Annotated in this window: 12 protein-coding genes; 10 read left to right on the forward strand and 2 right to left on the reverse strand. The window is 38.7% G+C overall.

Translation table 11 applies throughout. The annotated features are described in order from the left end of the window. Positions 1-60: 60 nt before the first annotated feature. The 8 genes from H6607_01005 to H6607_01040 all read left to right on the forward strand — a co-directional run bounded on the left by H6607_01005 (position 61) and on the right by H6607_01040 (position 12632). Positions 61-897: a ribose-phosphate pyrophosphokinase gene (locus tag H6607_01005; protein MCB9260943.1), complete on the forward strand. Its 837-nt coding sequence runs from the start codon at positions 61-63 to the stop codon at positions 895-897. After that, complete coding sequence (locus H6607_01010; GenBank protein MCB9260944.1) at positions 878-1402, forward strand: O-acetyl-ADP-ribose deacetylase; 525 nt, start codon at positions 878-880, stop codon at positions 1400-1402. The genes H6607_01005 and H6607_01010 overlap by 20 nt, the downstream gene beginning before the upstream one ends. Before the next feature lie 20 nt (positions 1403-1422). Then, on the forward strand, positions 1423-2883 hold the full coding sequence (locus tag H6607_01015) for a nicotinate phosphoribosyltransferase (GenBank protein ID MCB9260945.1): 1461 nt from the start codon (positions 1423-1425) through the stop codon (positions 2881-2883). 117 nt (positions 2884-3000) lie between these two features. Next, positions 3001-6039, forward strand: coding sequence for a hypothetical protein (locus H6607_01020; protein MCB9260946.1), 3039 nt, complete (start codon positions 3001-3003; stop codon positions 6037-6039). Between the two features lie 175 nt (positions 6040-6214). Beyond that, complete coding sequence (locus H6607_01025; GenBank protein MCB9260947.1) at positions 6215-8656, forward strand: gliding motility-associated C-terminal domain-containing protein; 2442 nt, start codon at positions 6215-6217, stop codon at positions 8654-8656. A gap of 54 nt (positions 8657-8710) precedes the next feature. Then, complete coding sequence (locus H6607_01030) at positions 8711-10252, forward strand: peptidase C1 (protein MCB9260948.1); 1542 nt, start codon at positions 8711-8713, stop codon at positions 10250-10252. A gap of 2 nt (positions 10253-10254) precedes the next feature. Further along, on the forward strand, positions 10255-11796 hold the full coding sequence (locus H6607_01035; GenBank protein MCB9260949.1) for an FMN-binding glutamate synthase family protein: 1542 nt from the start codon (positions 10255-10257) through the stop codon (positions 11794-11796). A 5-nt stretch (positions 11797-11801) separates the two neighbouring features. Further along, positions 11802-12632, forward strand: a complete 831-nt coding sequence (locus H6607_01040; protein MCB9260950.1) for a hypothetical protein — start codon at positions 11802-11804, stop codon at positions 12630-12632. A gap of 212 nt (positions 12633-12844) precedes the next feature. On the opposite strand, the gene H6607_01045 is transcribed toward H6607_01040, so the two are convergent. Continuing rightward, on the reverse strand, positions 12845-15280 hold the full coding sequence (locus tag H6607_01045; protein MCB9260951.1) for a CHAT domain-containing protein: 2436 nt from the start codon (positions 15278-15280) through the stop codon (positions 12845-12847). A 65-nt stretch (positions 15281-15345) separates the two neighbouring features. Further along, complete coding sequence (locus tag H6607_01050; protein ID MCB9260952.1) at positions 15346-16929, reverse strand: T9SS type A sorting domain-containing protein; 1584 nt, start codon at positions 16927-16929, stop codon at positions 15346-15348. A gap of 164 nt (positions 16930-17093) precedes the next feature. Here H6607_01050 and H6607_01055 point away from each other — a divergent pair, with 164 nt between their 5' ends. Both H6607_01055 and H6607_01060 read left to right on the forward strand, forming a co-directional pair. Then, entirely contained in the window at positions 17094-17819 is a 726-nt protein-coding gene (locus tag H6607_01055; protein MCB9260953.1) for a sigma-70 family RNA polymerase sigma factor, read from the forward strand. Position 17820: 1 nt separating this feature from the next. Then, complete coding sequence (locus tag H6607_01060; GenBank protein MCB9260954.1) at positions 17821-18540, forward strand: tetratricopeptide repeat protein; 720 nt, start codon at positions 17821-17823, stop codon at positions 18538-18540. Positions 18541-18610 lie beyond the last annotated feature (70 nt).

Genomic DNA, 18610 nt, shown 5'->3' on the forward strand with positions numbered 1-18610 from the left:
AAACGCAAAAAATTTGCGGATTATATTTTTAGTTTTAATTTTGTGTACAAATTACGCAAAATGATACTAAATTTAGATTCCGATTTTAAGCCAATTCGCAATCAAAAGGAAATTCAATACGAAAGATTTACCTTTTCAGGTGGCGAGCCACACATACGAATTACCAATGAAATTCCTTTAAACACAGAAGTTACACTTACCCATAGAATTGGCTCATTCAATGATATGGGATTGCTTTTATTAGCTGTAGATGCTCTTCGTCGGATGGATGTTAAAATAATCAACGCATTCATTCCTTATTTTCCGGCTGCACGACAAGATAGAGTCATGACATTTGGTGAGCCACTTTCTGTAAAAGTGTATGCCGACCTAATCAACCACTGTGGTTTTGCAAAAATCACCGTTTTCGATCCTCACTCCGATGTGGCACCAGCATTGCTCAACAATTGTCAAATTTTATCCAATCACAACTTCATAAGCAAGGTCATAGAGCGTATAGGTTTGCCCGTTTCATTGGTGTCTCCCGATGCCGGAGCATTAAAAAAGTCTTACCAATTGGCCGAATTTTTACAAATGGAACATTTGATTGAATGTAGCAAACATAGAGATGTAAAAACAAGAACACTTACCGGTTTTAAGGTATTGGAGTCTTATTTAAAAGGCACACCGTGTTTGCTCGTAGATGATATTTGTGATGGAGGAAGAACGTTTATAGGCTTGGCCAAAGAATTAAAACAAAAAGGAGCCGGTAAACTTTTTTTAGCCGTGAGTCATGGCATTTTTAGTCAGGGAGTGGAAGAGTTGCAGTTACATTTTGATGGAATTTTTTCGACCGACAGTGTTGCTAATAATGTTCATGTTCATAAAATCAATTTGCATGAAATACTCAGTTATTAAGGGTGATATTACCAAAGTACATTGCGGGGCAATTGTAAACGCAGCAAACAGTTCGTTACTGGGTGGTGGAGGGGTTGATGGAGCGATTCACCGAGCAGGTGGGAAAAAGATTTTGGAAGAATGCAGAAAGATTATTGCTCGGCAAGGGTCGTGCAAAACGGGCGAGGCAGTTTATACTACAGCAGGAAATTTGCCGGCAGAATTTGTAATACATACGGTTGGGCCGGTTTGGAACGGAGGTAATAAAAGCGAAAAAGAATTACTTAAAAACTGCTACCAAAATAGTTTGCAGCTGGCAGACCAACTCGGTATTGCTAAAATTTGCTTTCCAAACATTAGTACAGGAATTTACAAATTTCCGAAAATTGAAGCCGCTCAAATAGCCCTTGAGGTCTGCTTTGGGTATGAGTCTCAATCCATTGAAGAAATCATTTTTGTCTGCTTCGATGAGGAAAATTATCGATTATATACCCAAATGGTCCATAAAAAAAAGTTTAATCATTAAGTTAAAAAAACGAAAATAAAATGAATCCTTTAATTCTTACCGATGGTTACAAAGTGGATCACCGAAGGCAGTATCCACCACAAACTACCTTAGTTTACTCCAACTGGACTCCAAGACGAAGCCGTATTGACGGAATCGATGAGGTGGTCTTTTTTGGCTTGCAGTATTTCTTAAAGAAGTACATTCTTGGGCAATTTCAAACCGAGTTTTTTGACAAACCAAAAAGCGAGGTTCTGTCAAAGTACGCTCGAAGAATTAACAACTATTTGGGGCCAAATCAAGTGGGTGTTAATCACATAGCCGATTTGCATGATCTTGGCTATATTCCAATGGTTTTTAAGGCAGTTCCCGAGGGTGCAAGTGTGCCAATAAGAATGCCCATGATGACCATGTATAATACCCACCCTGATTTTTTTTGGCTAACAAATTATTTTGAAACATTGCTCTCTACCACCATTTGGTTACCATGCAATTCGGCCACAATAGCTCGGCAATATCACATTCTTTTAAACGATTATGCTGCCAAAACATCAGATATAGCCGAGTTTGTAAATTGGCAGGCACATGACTTTTCTATGCGTGGTTTAGGCGGGCTGGAAGCGGCATTAATTAGTGGTGCTGGGCATTTATTGAGTTTTAATGGCACCGACACCATACCGGCTATCGATTTTTTGGAAGACTATTATAACGCAAACTCAGATACCGAACTAATTGGTGGTTCCGTAGCAGCCACCGAACATTCGGTAATGTGCATGGGCACAAATGTTGGTGAGGAAGAAACCTTCAAACGATTGATTACCGAAATATACCCATCCGGCATTGTATCCATCGTTTCTGATACATGGGATTTGTGGAAAGTGCTAACCGTGTTTTTACCAAATCTTAAAGAAAAAATCCTTGCTCGGGACGGGAAAGTAGTGATAAGACCCGATAGCGGTAATCCTGCCGATATTTTATGCGGAAACCCCAATGGAAAATCGGAGGCAGAGCAAAAGGGTGTTGTACAATTGCTGTGGGATGTTTTTGGAGGCCAGATAAATACAAAAGGCTTCAAACAATTAGATACTCATATTGGAGCCATTTACGGCGACAGCATTACGTTAGACAGAGCAAAGGAAATTTGCCAAAGGCTGATGCAAAATGGCTTTGCTTCTACCAATGTGGTGCTTGGCATTGGCTCGTTTACCTATCAATACAACACACGCGACACTTTTGGTTTTGCCATGAAAGCTACTTATGGCGAGGTTGATGGTATTGGTCGGGAAATTTACAAAGACCCCATAACCGATGATGGCACAAAAAAATCTGCCAAAGGTTTGATAAAACTCGAATTGCAGAATGGACGATATAAAATGTTTGACAGAGTTTCTTGGCAAGAAGAACAGAAAGGGGAGTTGAAAGAGGTATTTCGAGATGGTAAATTATTGGTAGATCAAAAGCTGTCGGATATTAGAAGCAGAGTGCAAAACAGTTTGAAATAAAAGATTGGGATTATTTATTGTTGACTTGATAATCTTATAATTACGAAATCACAAAGACCGCTTCGCTATGTGCTATACTTTTTATAGTTTTGATTTCTCAAAAATAAAAGTGGCTCAATGGCTAAAATAGTTGATAAAAAGAAAAAAAATACCACGGTATCTGTCAACAGAAGTATCTGTTTTTTGATTACCGGAGTTGATACGGATGAACTGAAAAATGCAGCCAATTCAATTCAGAATCAGGCCGTTTTAATGGTCGGAAAATCAGCTAATTCGCTCGATGAGGTTTTGCAAAAATTAGCAGAAATGACCGAAGAGCTTGTGGCCGTTTTGAATGTAGCCCACGTTTCGGATATTTCAAAAATAGCACAAGCTGGCCGCAGTGCGAAGGCATCTGAGTCAACGGTCTATTTACCCGTATCGAAAAATAAACCAAGTTTTGGGCAACGAATCGGTCGATTTTTTACCAAATTGGTTGGTTTGGTAGAAAACAATGGTTTTGAAAGCGGTATCGCCATTTTTGAACGAAAAACACTTATTGAAAAAAACATACTCGACCAATTTGTGTTGAGTCACACCGAAACACAATTAGCCAACAGAGCTGTTTTGTCAGGTTTGTCGGCAAAAACAGTAGAGTATTCGGGTGCTGAAAAAGCCAAAATACCTTACATAAAACATATACTTTCTGCGTGCAGTGCCAGATGGAATTGGTTTGTTACCAATCCAATAAAAAATCTTAAATCGTCCAATTTTAGTAATGGGAATTCGGGTATATACAGGCTCAGTTTTGTGCTTATTGCCTTGATAGGTTTGGTTATGCTGCCGTCATTGAGTTTTGATTATAGTGCAACATGGGATGAACATGAGGATAGAGATTATTTTAAAGAAGTAATCAACTATTTTGAAACCGGAGGGGAAGACACTCGATGCCTTGACACCACCCGAAAATTGCACAACCATTTAGTAAACTACGGTCCTTTTGTAAACCTTACCTGCCAATTTGCCGAAGATTACATTTCTCCATTTGATACCTACGAAACCCGCCACATCGTGCTGAGTTTGTTTGCCTTTCTCGGTCTGCTATTTACTGGTTTAACAGCACGAAAAATAGGTAGTTGGCGAACAGGGGTTGTGGCACTTTTATTACTTCTGTTTACTCCTACCTTTTGGGGACATGCGGCCAATAATCAAAAAGATTTGCCCTTTATGGCTTTCTACATAGTCAGTTTGTTTTACATAATTCGCATGGCCATCGAAATGCCAAAAATAAAGGTAAAAACACTGGTAATGACAGGCTTAACCATGGGAATTTTATTCAGCATACGGGCAGGAGGTATGATGGTTTTTGCCTATTTAGTTATGTTTTTAGGAATTAAATTTTTAGCCCAACTAAAAAACGGCAAGTCTTTCGGCAGCATCGGGAAATATCTATTTGGCGGCGGATTAGCCATTGCCATAGCCTATTTTATTGGCATTATTTTCTGGCCATCGGCGTTGCAAGCTCCATTCAGTCATCCGTTTTTGGTATTAAAAAGACAAGCCGATTTTGATTTAGTACACATTTACGAATTGTTTGAAGGGCAACGCTACTATATGAAAGATTTTCCGTGGTATTATGCCCCAAAACTCATGGCAATAACACTGCCCATCGTAGTGGTAATGGGTCTTGTTTGGTTGATAGTCACGGCAATTACTAAATTTAAAAACTACAAAAAATGGACAATGGCCATGCTGGTATTTGCCATTGTGTTTCCGGTGGCGTATATAATTTACAAAGATTCAGCCCTATACAACTCATGGAGACACGTATTGTTTGTATTGCCCGGCTTGGTAGTGCTTGCCGCAGTGGGTTGGGATACACTTTTACAGTTTAAAAACAAAATTGTTCGATTGGCTTCAACCGCATTTTTGACAGTGGGCATATTGTGGGTGGGCATTTGGATGTACAAAAACCATCCATACGAATACCTTTATTTTAACGAATTTGTGGGAGGTGTAAAAGGAGCTTACGGTAATTATGAAATGGACTACTGGAATCAATCGCCGAAAGAAGCCATAAAATGGTTGTTGAAGCATGAAGATTTTAAGGGTGAACGAAAAATTGTTCGGTCAAACAACGAAATTTTTAGTATGCAGTATTATGCCGATCGCTACCAAGAAAATGGCAAAGAAATACGAGAGTTACGCAGAAAAATAGAGCGGATAGATGATGAAATTGACCGGTTAAATCATTACAAAAAAGAGAACTTGCTCACAGAAGCCGAGACAAAGCCTCAAATAGAAGAGTTGCAAAAGGAACGGAAACCATTGGCAGAGCAATTGAACAAATTGCAACCTATGTTTGTAGATTGGAGCAAAGATTTGGAGTGGAATAAAAAAGAGTGGGATTATGCAATATGGACCACCCGAACACTGTCTCCCACGATGATAAAAAACGGGTATTTCCCACCAAAAGGCACCATTCAAACCATAGAAGTTGATGGGGTTCCGATTGCCGCCATTGTAAAAAGGGAAAATCATAACTTACAGATAGCTAATGATTTGTTGGCAAAAAACCAAGTTGATTCGGCTGAAAAATTGGTGGCAGACTACATTCAATACGACCCTGCCGAACCCGAAGGCTATAGAACCATGGCTTTGGTAAAACTGAGTCAAGGAAAATACGGTGAGGTAAAAACGTGGGCAGCAAAAAGCATAGAACGATGCCCTGAAGATTTTTATAGCTACATGTATATGGGTCGGGCATTATATACCGATGCATTGACCAATCAGGCAGACGGAAATCCGCAGCAAGTTTTGGCCGAGGCAGAAAGCAATTTCAAAAAGTCGTTGGAGCTGAAACCCAATTTTAGTAGTGCTTATGCTGGTTTGGGAGATATAGCCTATGCCAGAAACGATATGTTCAATGCCCTAAAAAACTATCAGGAAGCATTCAACAATGGAGGGGCAAATTATCAATTGGCGTTTAGAATGGGCGAAGTCTATTTTAATCAAAAGAAAGATCAAGAAGCCGCTGGATATATGGAATACGCCACAAGGATGAACCCCAATTTTGCACCACCCTACAACTATTTATATCAGATTTATACAAGAAACAATCAACCTCAGGTGGCAATGCAGTTTTTGGAAAAATACAAGCAACTTAGCGGTATGTAGATTTTTGGTTAAAGAATTTGTGCCGTTACTCAAATGTGACAATAAAGCGAATCAAAAGTTATTTATTTTTGTGTAGGTTTGAAATATGAATCACGGAGTGACGTTCAAAAACAAAACACAACCTTAATTGAAGAAAGCCTTTTTAGTATCGATTTGTCTAATTGCATTTTTTGCGGTGCAAGCCACCCACATTGTTGGGGGAGATTTTTATTACAAAAAGATAGGAACAGATCAATATTTGGTAACCTTAAAACTTTATATAGACTGCCAAAATGGTGACTCAACGGCTATTCGATCAGATGAAACTGCAATTGTAAGTATTTGGGATGCAGGCTCAAATTCTTACATACGGCAAGAAGATTTTTTCAGAACGGGGCCAACCTATTTAAGCAAAATTCATTATCAATGCCTTATACCCCCGCAAGATGCCTGTGTTAGCCAGTATATTTACACCAAATCGATTGATATAAATCCTGGAACATCAGGCGTAATTTTGGCTTTTCAACGGTGCTGTAGAAACCATACCATAAACAATATCGTGAACCCCGAAGCCACCGGAGCTACCTACTGGGTAAAAATTCCGGGAACAGAAACAACAACATACAACAACAGTGCGGTGTTTAAGGAGTTACCACCAAATTATTTGTGTACAGATGCCCCATTAAAATTCGACCACTCGGCCTCAGACCCCGATGGAGATAGTTTGGTATATGAGCTTTATCAGCCTTATTCGGGTGCCTCACAAGATCGGCCTCGACCCGATAATAAGGGTGCTGGTTTGTTTAAAGCACCACCATTCAACAACATAATTTGGGGAAATAGTTTTGCCACGAGCAATCAGGTAACCGGAAATCCGAAAATGGAAATAAACCCCAAGACGGGGGAGATTACCTTGCTGCCAACCACCGTGGGTCAATACGTTATCGGTATTAAAGTAAAAGAATATAGAAACGGAGTGTTGGTTGGCGAAACCTATCGAGATTATCAATTTAACGTCCGAGAATGTACCACTACCTTAGTGGCAAATTTTATTACGGCCGCAGGGTCATCGGCATTTACATACAATTGTTCCGACACCGTAAACTTTTTGAACAAAAGCTTAAAAGCCAAAGAATATCGATGGGAATTTGGCGACCCCACCACAGATGCCGACACAAGTCACGACGTAAACCCAACATGGATATATCCAGGAAACGGGACATACACTGTAAAGTTGCACGCCAAAAACGATTTGTGCGAGGCCGACTATGAATTTAAAGTAAACATCAAATCTAAAATTGATATAAAACTGGGGCCAGATCAGTATTTCTGCGACAGTTCGGTAAATGTTTTCTTAACCCCAAACATATTCGATGCAACCAAAATAGTTTGGAACAACGGAAAGATAACACCCATTTTGTCTGTAAATAGAATTGGAAGATATGTTGCCACAGCCTATTATGGAAATTGTAAAGGTTCAGATACAATAGACTTAAAGCTCGATTTGCCTGTGTTTACCATTACCCCCGATTCATTATTTTGCTCCGAAGAAGCAATAGACCTCGATTTGGTGGCCACCGGTCAGCCAAACTACAAATACCTTTGGAGTACCTCAAGTGTAGATACTTTTTCAAAAGTTCATGTTGGTAAATCAGGGTATTATTGGGTAAAAGTGACCAACCCAAGAGGTTGCTCAAAATATGATACTTCTTTGGTTTATGTTTCGTACAAACCCAATTTGGGGCCAGATTTATTTATATGCAATGAGTTTTCGAAAATATACGATGCAGGTAAACGACCCGACACCTATTTGTGGAACGATGGCTCTACCGGAAGATTTAAAGAAATAAATGCAGAAGGAAAATATTGGGTAACGGTTTGGGAAAAACATTGCAAAAGCAGTGATACATTTTATATTGAAAACCCAATTATTCGTTTAGAATTGGGCAATGACACCAACTACTGCGATAATTTATACCGACTAATGGTTGCCCCCCCAGCCATGGCCGAATATTTGTGGTACGACAATTCTACTCTGGAAACAAACACGGTAACAACCCCCGGCAAATACTATGTTTGGGTAAAAGATACCAATGGCTGCGAAAAATCTGACACCATAAGGCTTACCTTAACTAATTCGCCTGAATTTGAGTTGGGCAATGATACGGCCATTTGTTTACGCGAAGCGGTTACCATTGGAACACCCAAAAAGTTTTTGCACTACCAATGGAACAGTGGGTCGAATGAACCATACATTACCACCCAAGATTCCGGAAATCACATACTAAAAGTGGTTGACGAAAATGGGTGTTTTACCTACGACACCCTTCATGTGGCCATAGATGTAAATGCCATGCCCAACGAGTTGTTTATTGCCAATGCTTTTAGCCCCAATGGCGATGGACTAAACGAAACATTTCCCTTTTCCGAAATAATTCTGCAACCCGAATACCATTTTAGAGTGTTCAACCGCTGGGGCGAAAAACTTTTTGATACCGAAGATAGTGAAGCTCAGTTTTGGGATGGAACGTACAAAGGCAAAAGGGTTAAGTTAGACGCATACATCTATTTAATTGATTATCGTGCTTGCAACGGAGAGTTTAAGAGAGTAAGCGGTACGATAAATGTCATGGAGTGAGTTGTTTTGACGCAGAAAAATTATTTTTGTTTCGTACTAAAAAAATAATTTGCTATGCCTATTAGAATGGTGGACGACCCACAAGAACCGAAAAACAACGACACTGGAGGAAAAAGAGGTGGAATACCCCCAATTCTTCTATTATTTCTACCCTATATTTTCAAGTTTTTAATAAAAAAACCGAAGTTGCTTTTGGGTGTAATAGCCATAGGAGTTTTGTTTTATTTTTTTGGTGGAAATCTTTTAGGTGGAGGCGAAACCGCCGATGCCGATATAGTTTCGCCATTCTCCCGCGGGTTGGATATGAAACAGGAAGTCTATGAACAAGGAGAATTGTATGAACCTTTGGCTACCAACTACAAAAGTGGTCTTCCGAGCAGAGTAAGTTTAGAACAGTTTTGTCCTCCACGGCTAAATCAGGGGTCGCAGGGTTCGTGCGTGGCTTGGAGTAGTTCGTATGCTGCTCGAACCATTCTACATGCAAAATCAAAAGGAGTAAGCGGCAAAGAAGTGGCTTTTAGCCCATCATCACTTTATAATTTTATAAAACTTCCCAATTGTCAAGGTGCTTACATACACAATGCCATGCAGCAAATGCAGCAATATGGGGTTTTGCCGTTCAACGAGTTTAGCTATGATGAATATGATTGCAACAGAACGCCATCGCAAAACCAAATGGCAATGGCCACCCAATACAGAACAAGAGGCTTTCAAAGGTTATGGGAAAACGAAGGAGGAACCGACATTTCAGCCATCAAACAAAATCTTTCGCAAGGCGGGCCGGTGGTAATAGGTATGTTGGTAGGAGGCTCGTTTATGAGTGATATGATGGGTAGAAAAATTTGGCATCCTACAAGCAGAGACCGAAATATGGCCGGATTTGGCGGACATGCAATGTGTGTGATTGGGTATGACGACAACCTCGAAGGTGGAGCTTTTCAAATAATGAACAGTTGGGGAGAAGACTGGGGAGACAGAGGCTTGTTTTGGATAAAATATTCTGATTTTGAGTATTTTACAAGAGAAGCTTATGGACTATACCCAATGGGTAATGCACCTGCCCTCGACCCCAATAAATTATCCGTGGATTTTGGATTGGTTACCTCCGACAATTTAAAAAACATTCCTTTAACCCATTTAGGAAATGGAATTTTTAGAACCTCGAACAACATTGCCAAAGGAACGCGATTTAAAATTGAAGTAACCAATAGCATTGAATGTTACATTTATGTTTTTGGTGAAGAAACCGATGGCAGCAGTTACGTTTTGTTCCCAAATCCTCAGAAAAAAAATCACTCAGCCTATTGCGGAATAACCGGTACTCGGCTTTTCCCTCGCACCGAATCATTAATGGCCGATAACATAGGAAATGCCGACCGCATGGCAGTAGTTGTAAGCAAAGTGGAACTTGACCACGGCGAATTAAATAGGCTAATCAATCAAGCCACCGGCAATTATGCTCAAAAGGTGCAATCCGTGTTAAGTCAGTATGCCATGACAGGGGTAACGTTTCAATCAGGAGCCAACGTTCATTTTGATGCGACTATTGGCGATAAAAAGACGGTGGCCATGGTTATTGAGGTTACAAAACAATAAGTATGGAATATTTTAAAAATATTTCGTGGTGGGGTTGGATATTGGTATTCGCCTTTTTGGTGGTTATAAGAGATGTTTTTTTCAATAAGAGACACGCCATATCACACAATTTTCCGTTGGTGGGTCATTTTAGGTATATGCTCGAAAAAATTGGCCCAGAGCTTCGTCAGTATATTGTTGCAAATAATCGTGAAGAATTGCCTTTCAACAGAAGCGAACGCAGCTGGATATATTCAAGCTCAAAAAATGAGAATAATTATGAAGGCTTTGGCACAGATAAAGATATTCATGAGCCAAATTATCATTTTATAAAACCGAACCTTTTTGGTTTTAAAATGCCCGATGAACACCCGAATTTGGAACACAAAGATTTTGTGCCATGTGCCAAAGTTATTGGATTGTATAACAACAGAAAGAAACCTTTTCGTCCGGCCTCTGTAATAAATATTTCGGCAATGAGCTATGGTTCATTATCTGGCAAAGCCGTTGAGTCGCTCAATAGAGGTGCAAAAAAGGCAGGCTGTTATCAAAACACAGGAGAGGGAGGGCTCTCCATTTATCATAGCACAGGAGCTGATGTTGTTTTTCAATTTGGCACTGGATATTTTGGAGTAAGAAATGACGATGGGACATTTTCTTTGGATAAATTAGAAAAGCTGGTTGAAAACAATCCATTTGTAAAGGCCATCGAAATAAAACTATCTCAGGGGGCAAAGCCTGGAAAAGGAGGCGTGCTTCCAGCTGCAAAAATTACCCCTGAAATAGCCCAGATAAGAGGAGTTTCGTTGGGTAAAGATGTTATTTCTCCGGCATTTCATTCGGCGTTTGACGATGTGGATGGTTTGTTAAATTTTATAGAAGAAATTGCCGAAAGAACTGGCTTGCCTGTAGGCATTAAGTCTGCAGTAGGTCGAACAGAGCAATGGCATTATTTGGCCGACAAAATAAAAGAACGCGGCACAGGACCTGATTATATTGCCATAGATGGAGGAGAAGGAGGCACGGGTGCTGCTCCGCCAAGTTTTGCCGACCACGTGTCGTTGCCATTGTTTTATGCCTTCAGCACGGTGTATAAAATATTTAAAGAAAAAGATTTGGCCGATAGAATAGTTTGGATAGCCGGCGGAAAACTTGGGCTTCCGGCTCAGGCGGCAAAAGCTTTTGCAATGGGTGCCGACCTTATCTATGTGGCACGCGAAGCCATGATGAGCATTGGCTGCATACAAGCCCAAACATGCCATACCAATAGATGCCCAGCAGGAGTGGCCACCCAAAACAAATGGCTACAGTCGGGCATTAATGTGCCTTTAAAATCGGATAGGTTTTACAACTATGTAAAGGCTTTTAGAAAAGAGCTTTTGGAATTGGCCATGGCTACTGGCCATGAACACCCAAGCCAGTTTACCATGACCGACATAGAAATAAGTATGGGAGATGCCAATTTTACCAAAACACTTAAAGATTGCTTTGGCTATGACAAACAACGTGTTAAGTTTGAAGGGGCATCCGCCATTATGAATTGTAAATATTTAGGTGGAAAATAAGTTGTATGACAAATAAAGTTTCAGTAAGCAAAGCACACCGCAGGGGCGTTTTCCGAATATTGGTATTGCCAATTATTATCGTAACAATAGTCCTGTCGCTGCTTGTTTGGGGTTTGGTTGTTCAATACATTACTCCCGTTTTTGCATTAATAACCCTATTAGCAGTTGGTGTATTATTATTTATTTTCTGTCTTTGGCAGGTGGCTTTATGGAAAAAATGGATGGTAGAACATTCGGCCAATCCAAAAACAAGTGAAGAGCTGGCCAAAACATCCTTCTTGAAAAGATCAATGCTGGCCAACACTCCATTTTTATGGGGCAAAAAGAAAGCGGCTTACCAAGAAAAATATAACCAAAGGTTGGAAGAAATAAATAGGGCTAAGTTGGTTTCTGCCTCCAAAAAATATGGTGGTGATGACGTTATTAAAATTCATCGTAGTTTAGGCATAATGCCGTGGCTTTCTGTCTTTTTTATTGGTCTTTGTTTGGTCACTATTTGGATTTTTCGATCAAATGAGGATGAAACTACCAAATTGATTGCTGCCGCAACACATGTTGCCTCGCTGGTTCTCTTAGTTTTATGCGTTCAAAGCATTATTCGTCGTTTAAGAACCGTGATAAAAATTGATGATCGCGAAATTTTAATCAAAAAGGAATTGCTTAAATGGAGCCAGTTAGAGCATATCGATGTGATAAAGGATTCGATTCTTGAATATCGAAAAACGGGCGAAAGCCAATCCAAGACACTAAAGGTTTCCAACCTAAATCTATCACCCGACTATATTGATGAGCTAATTACGTTCTTTAAAACTATAAAGGACAATTCGTTGGGATAGTTCGTCTAACAAAATAGACAATAAGTTTCACTTTCTTTTAGCGGCATTATTTTTTAATATACTGATTATCAGTATTTTTTATTTTTTTCTTGAGTTTTAAATCGATTGGAACAATATCTGAAAAAGGATAAGTGTAATGTGATTTCATAATGTTAAGTAAATATTAATTGAAAGAAAAGATTAACACGACACAATAATTCATATTCATTCAATTAGGGTCTGAGGGGCTGCCGGGAGGCAGCTCTTCTCTTTTTATAATGGTTTTTTAACCAAAATATCCCAAGTCCAAAAAGTATAAATAAAATCAGCCAAACCCATATTCTGCTCAGCAAACTTTCGGATGGATGAATATATAGTGTATTGGTATATAACAATTGACCCGCCCAATAGTAGGGCTGCTTTTGATTATCCATTATATTTTTGTTTGCTAACCAAGCAAGTTTTGCATCTTTTAGATTTTGGCTAGCAAAAGGCTTTTTATGGTAATCTTCTAAGAACCGGGTGGTAAGATTATCCGTGGTAAATTGATTTAAATTCCAAAGTGAGTTTAAAACATGTGAGGATCCGGCAGCTGAAAATGCCCAAGAAACGCTGGTAATTCCTTCGCCGGAATATTGTTTTCCTAAGCCTACCTTACATGCATTTATCACACACAAATCGGTCTGGTAGTTCAAATTCAAAATATCCGAAACATAGAATTTGCGGTCCGCTAAAACAATATATGAAGCCGCAAAGGCAGAATCTATTGATTGGCCATGGGTGTAATAATGAATAATCTTTGAGTTGGTGGTTGAAACCGCTCGGTGATAGTTAGCCGCCGCCCGAGTAAAAGAGAGGCCTTTAAAAGTGGAGCTAAAATTATTGATTAGTCCTTCGCTGTTGGGCAACGAGGCAAAGTCATGGTTGTAATTTGTCGGAGCAAAACCGACATATGTATATGAAAACTTTGCAGTTCGTGGGTTTGAAGAGATCAAGGCTTCTGCAGAAAAGGCGTAACTTATGGTGTATTGATTCATCAAATAGTTGATTCCGCTCCAACTTTTTCCGGTTGGTGCAGTGGGTAATGCCTCAAATGGAAGAAAACTTAGTTCCTGGTCGGGTATAATTATTAATTGTTGGATGTCTTTTCCATTGCCCAGCAAGGGTTCTATAAAATCATTGAAGATTGCATAACCTATTGTTTTAAATTCATTTAGAGAAGAATTGGGCGATTGACAAAGTTGATAAAACTTAGGAATCGATGTTAACAACCGTTGATCCAAAATTTGATAGGTAATGTTATTTTTTTGAACCAAAAAAGCATAAACCGCAAAATCTGAATGGGTATAATGCAAAACAGCCTGATTATCGGCCATTTTTGATTGTAATAGTTTTACCAAAAAGTCTTTTTGGTTTGCATTTATTGCACCAAACAACTGCTGATTTATCGAATCTAACGAGGCTCTGAGTTTCGTTTTTTCGCTTTGTTCAGATTCATTTATTTGGTAAAGCAATTGCATTCGTTTGGTAACAAGTGCCGTTTGGCTGTTGTTATTTGTAATTCTATTTAAGGCCAATCGCTCTTTGTGCACATTTGATTTGGATTGATCAGCAAATTCGATGGCTTTTTCCAACCATTTTTGTTCCGAACTTTGACGGTATAAATTGAGGCAAACCTCTATCCCCAATTCCAAATTGACTCTCCTAATTTCGTTTAAAAATAATTTTGACTTGTCAAACTGATAAAGCTCATGAAAATATTTTGATTGTTTTTCAGATTTGTTTACAAACTCGTATGCCAGTTGATTATTTTTTTCGGCAACGGATATTTTGGCAAGCAGCATATATGTCTCAATCAGATAAGGATCTTTTGCGTTCGGGTTGTTTTTTAAATCATAAAATTCAAGGTTTTTTACCAATTGATTTTTAGCCTTTTGAGGATACGTATTTATTAGCAAATGAGCGTACTCCATCCTCACATGAACCAATTTTCGTTCGTTCAAATCATTTCCGGCAAGTATAGATTTTTCGAAAAAAACACCAGCCTGTTCAGTATCATTTTGTCGTTTGTAAAACAATGCCTGGTTGAAATAAAAATAGACCAACTGGATATCTTTGTCCTTTCCTTTTGTTGAGTTCAACAGGTTTTCCGCTTGTTGAAGATAGTTTTTTGCCGAAACAAAGTCTTTCAAAGCAATAGAGGAAAAGCTGAGTCCATCCAGCATATCAATTTTTTCAGAAATCAACTTATTTTTTTCGGCAAGTTGATAGCCTTTTAAGAAGTGGTTATAAGCACTATCGTGTTGACTTTTGTTTGTAAAATAAACTCCCAAATCGTTATGACACCACATTTGCTCAATGTCGTTCTTTTGTTTGGTAAAATACTGTAGGGCAACATAATTCATCTCAATGGCACGGTCAAAATCGCCAATATTGCTGTATAAATGAGCCAAAGTGTAGCCCAAGGAGATATGCTTAAAAAGTTCGTATTGGGGTTGCGTCGGAATGGTAGAAATCAACTTTTGAAGTTGGTTTATTTGAACCACCAACCCTTCTCCCGAATACATGATTTTTTGTTTCTGTTTTTTTAACTCTTCAAGGCTTTGGGCAGACACACCAAAAATGCCTGCAAAAACGAGAGCTAATATGCCAAATGCAATTTTTTGCATAAAAAAAGAGTGCCAATAATAAGCACTCTTTTTTAGAATCTCTCGAATTGAGCGGAATTTAAGACTTACAATTTCATAATTCGGGAAGTGTAAATAGTGCCTTCGGCTTCCAATTTTAACAGATAAAAACCCTCCGCCAATTGGCTCATATCCAGTTCATGATTTTTTATTTCAGCAAAATATTGCCTTCCAATTGCGTCTATCAATACAGCTTTTTCTACACCCAAAACAGGTATTTTCAACTTCACTACATCGGTTGTTGGGTTGGGGTAAACCAGCAAATAATTCATTTCATTTTTGGGTTTTGAAATTGAGACCTTTCCACCGTTATGGTTGGAAGTGTTGCCGCAAACTATTTCGTAAAGTTTTCGATTAAGAGAGTCATTCACATCGGGTAAAAAACACCCTTTTCCACCAATGGGTATCACATCGGCTTCGGTTTCAATAGGGTCTAAATCTTCAAACCAAATGGTGGCCTTGTTGGCTAGGCAATAGCAACTGTTGTTTCTGTTGTATTGCAGGGTATCTTCTTTATCAATATATGCCGAAAATTTTACCCAACCTTGTGTTTCATTAATTGGCACGATGCCATTTTGATTGGTGCCTCTAATATTTACCCGAGAGTTGGTCATGTTTCCAATTTTCCAAACCAACTTTTTTTGATTTGGATAATAATTGAAGGCAGTAACGGCGTGGCTGCTTCCGGTTGGGCTAAAAAAAGTTAAATGTGGCGGCAATTTATCTTCAATAGTAATAGAATCAACAGGGCCTCGGCCAATGTTTTGGTAATGAATAGTGTATTCCACCAAGGTTTGATTTTGGCGAGCGGCCATATCTAGGTCCACATTTATGCCGGCCACATCCGCCTGTTTGTAGTTGGGGTCGTATGGGCCAATGCTAATGAGGGCTGTTGCCTCCATTTCTGTACACGGCACGTTAATCGGATTGCTAATCGTATATAAAAACATTGCACTGTCGCCATCATTGCCCATCACATTAAACCGAACGACCAGTGTTTGCTCTGCTGTTGCCGTTCCACTATAGTCAAAAGTAATTCTGCCACCTATAATGGGGTCGAAATGCAAATTTGGCAACGTGTTCATAGGGGTTGGATTGCTTAAAAGCATATCATCAAAAGTTAATTCATAAAGATATGAATCTAGTTTTGGGCATTGCCCTCTAAGCGGTAAAATAACATACAATTGCTTTCCTACTTTGGCTTCCGCATGAAACCCAATCGGAGCATTGGTGTAGTCTCCGTTTAATCCTGTGCCGGTGTTTGTAACATTAATGGTATCAATAAAAACAACTTGCCCCACTGTTTCGGGTCGCTTTCGTGGAGTTAAAACCAGTGTAACTTCATGCGAACCTATATTATGAAAAATAAACTTTGCAACTTGCGAATGGCTCACTATTCCTTCATCGGTTATCCAAAAATAACTCCAACCTTCATCGGGCATTTGTCCGTTGGCATTCTCATAATAACCTGGGTAATCATTTTCATGGTTAAAAGTTATTTGGGTGGTGTCAGGTAGTAAAGTTGTTGTTGTAAAATCGGCGGACCATGCTAACGATATGGCAAATAGCAACATTAACGCTGTTACAGCTCTTAGTTGCAGATTTTTGATAATTCTTGTTGCGTAAATCATTGTTTTATTTTTTGGGTTAAGTACCTCAACATCACAAAACCTAATTTGCTGATGCGAAAAATCCGAAAATACTACGTTTTATTTCAATACTAAAAATTTGAATGGTTTTTCTCTTAAAAAAACAAACCTCATGTTAGATTCTTTGTCATTGCCGTACTATACCTATGAAATCAAGAAAAATGATTGAAAATGATTTTGTAAAATATACGGCTTATGCACCCTTGCACACATTTCAGACAGATGCTACTCACCTTTGCTATTCATTTTCAGAAAGGTTAATTTTGACCTTTGATTATATGTTTCGCAAAAAAGTAATTAGTCCTTTCCCTAATGATGACAGCTTAATTTTTGCCATTAAAGGTAATGAAGCCGAGCGAAACATTGCCGTGCTACATATTTTGAATCAAGAAGGCGATAAAATTAAAAGTACGCTTTTATCACTTGTTCAGGATAAAGATGAGGTGGATGACATTTTTTATGAAGGCATGGCTGCTTTTGTGCTCAATGTGCGAAAGGGCTTGTTTGAGCAAAACAGTAAAATAAGCACCTATATTATTGCTATTTGCAAACGAATTTGGTTTAAGAAACTTCGCAAAAAACAGGTTCATCAAAAATGGGAAGAAACACAGGATAATGAAATTTCCTACGAACACAGCTTTCCGCTGATTTCAAATGAGTTAAAACAAAATTTAAATAAAGTGCTTAGCACACTTAAAGATAAATGCAAAGAAGTGCTCAACCTTTGGGCATTGAATTACAACATGACCGAAATTGCCGAACAACTTGGTTATCAAAATTCGCAGGTGGTTATGAATAAGAAAAATCTTTGCCTGAAAGAAATAAGAATTCAAATTCAACAAAACCCTTCAATTCTTGATTTATTGAACTAAAATGGAAAATTACGAAACATTGATTGAGAAGTATTTTGATGGAGTTATTAGTCCAGACGAACTGACTCTCTATAAAAAATTATATGCCCAAGATGAGAATTTTAGAAAAGAAGTGGCACTTTTTGAGGCAGCTCATAATGTAGCAAACGCCCAAACTCTTGCCGATTTAAAAGACCAAATTAGGCAGTTTGACAAACCCATTGATAAACAGAGTTATGGTTGGCTAAAATATGCAGCTTCGCTATTGATTGTGGGTGCTGCCGGTTTAATTTTGTATGCCAATTGGCAACTTACAGAAAGTAAAATTTACCGTTCATCCTATTCGTCAGTTCCTGATTATGTAACGGTTTTGGGGGGAGAAAAAAGTTTGGTTGACTCCGCCATGGAATATTACAACACCCAACAATTTGAGAAAGCTGCCAAGGTTTTTCAGACTATTCAACCTGCAAATGATACCACATTATTTTATGGCGGAATGTGTTTTATGGAGCTGAGTGAGCCGGAAAAAGCCATCGAAAATTTGGGAAAAGTAAAAGGTATGTGGTTTGATATTGCACAATATAATTTGGCTTTGGCCTATTTAAATCTAAAGCAAAATGAAAAGGCAGAAAATGTTCTAAGCAAATTAATAGAGTCAAACTCAACCGATGAAGTAATTAAACGAAAAGGCCAAAAGCTGCTCAACAAATTAAGAAATCCGTTGAGAAAATTGGTGTTTTAAAATTTTTCAAAAAAAAATCTCAAACTCAGGTTAGGTTTTTCATTGCAACCGTACAAACGGTAAAAATGTA

The sequence above is a fragment of the Flavobacteriales bacterium genome, assembly GCA_020635395.1.
In the GTDB taxonomy this organism is placed as follows: Bacteria; Bacteroidota; Bacteroidia; order NS11-12g; family UBA9320; genus UBA987.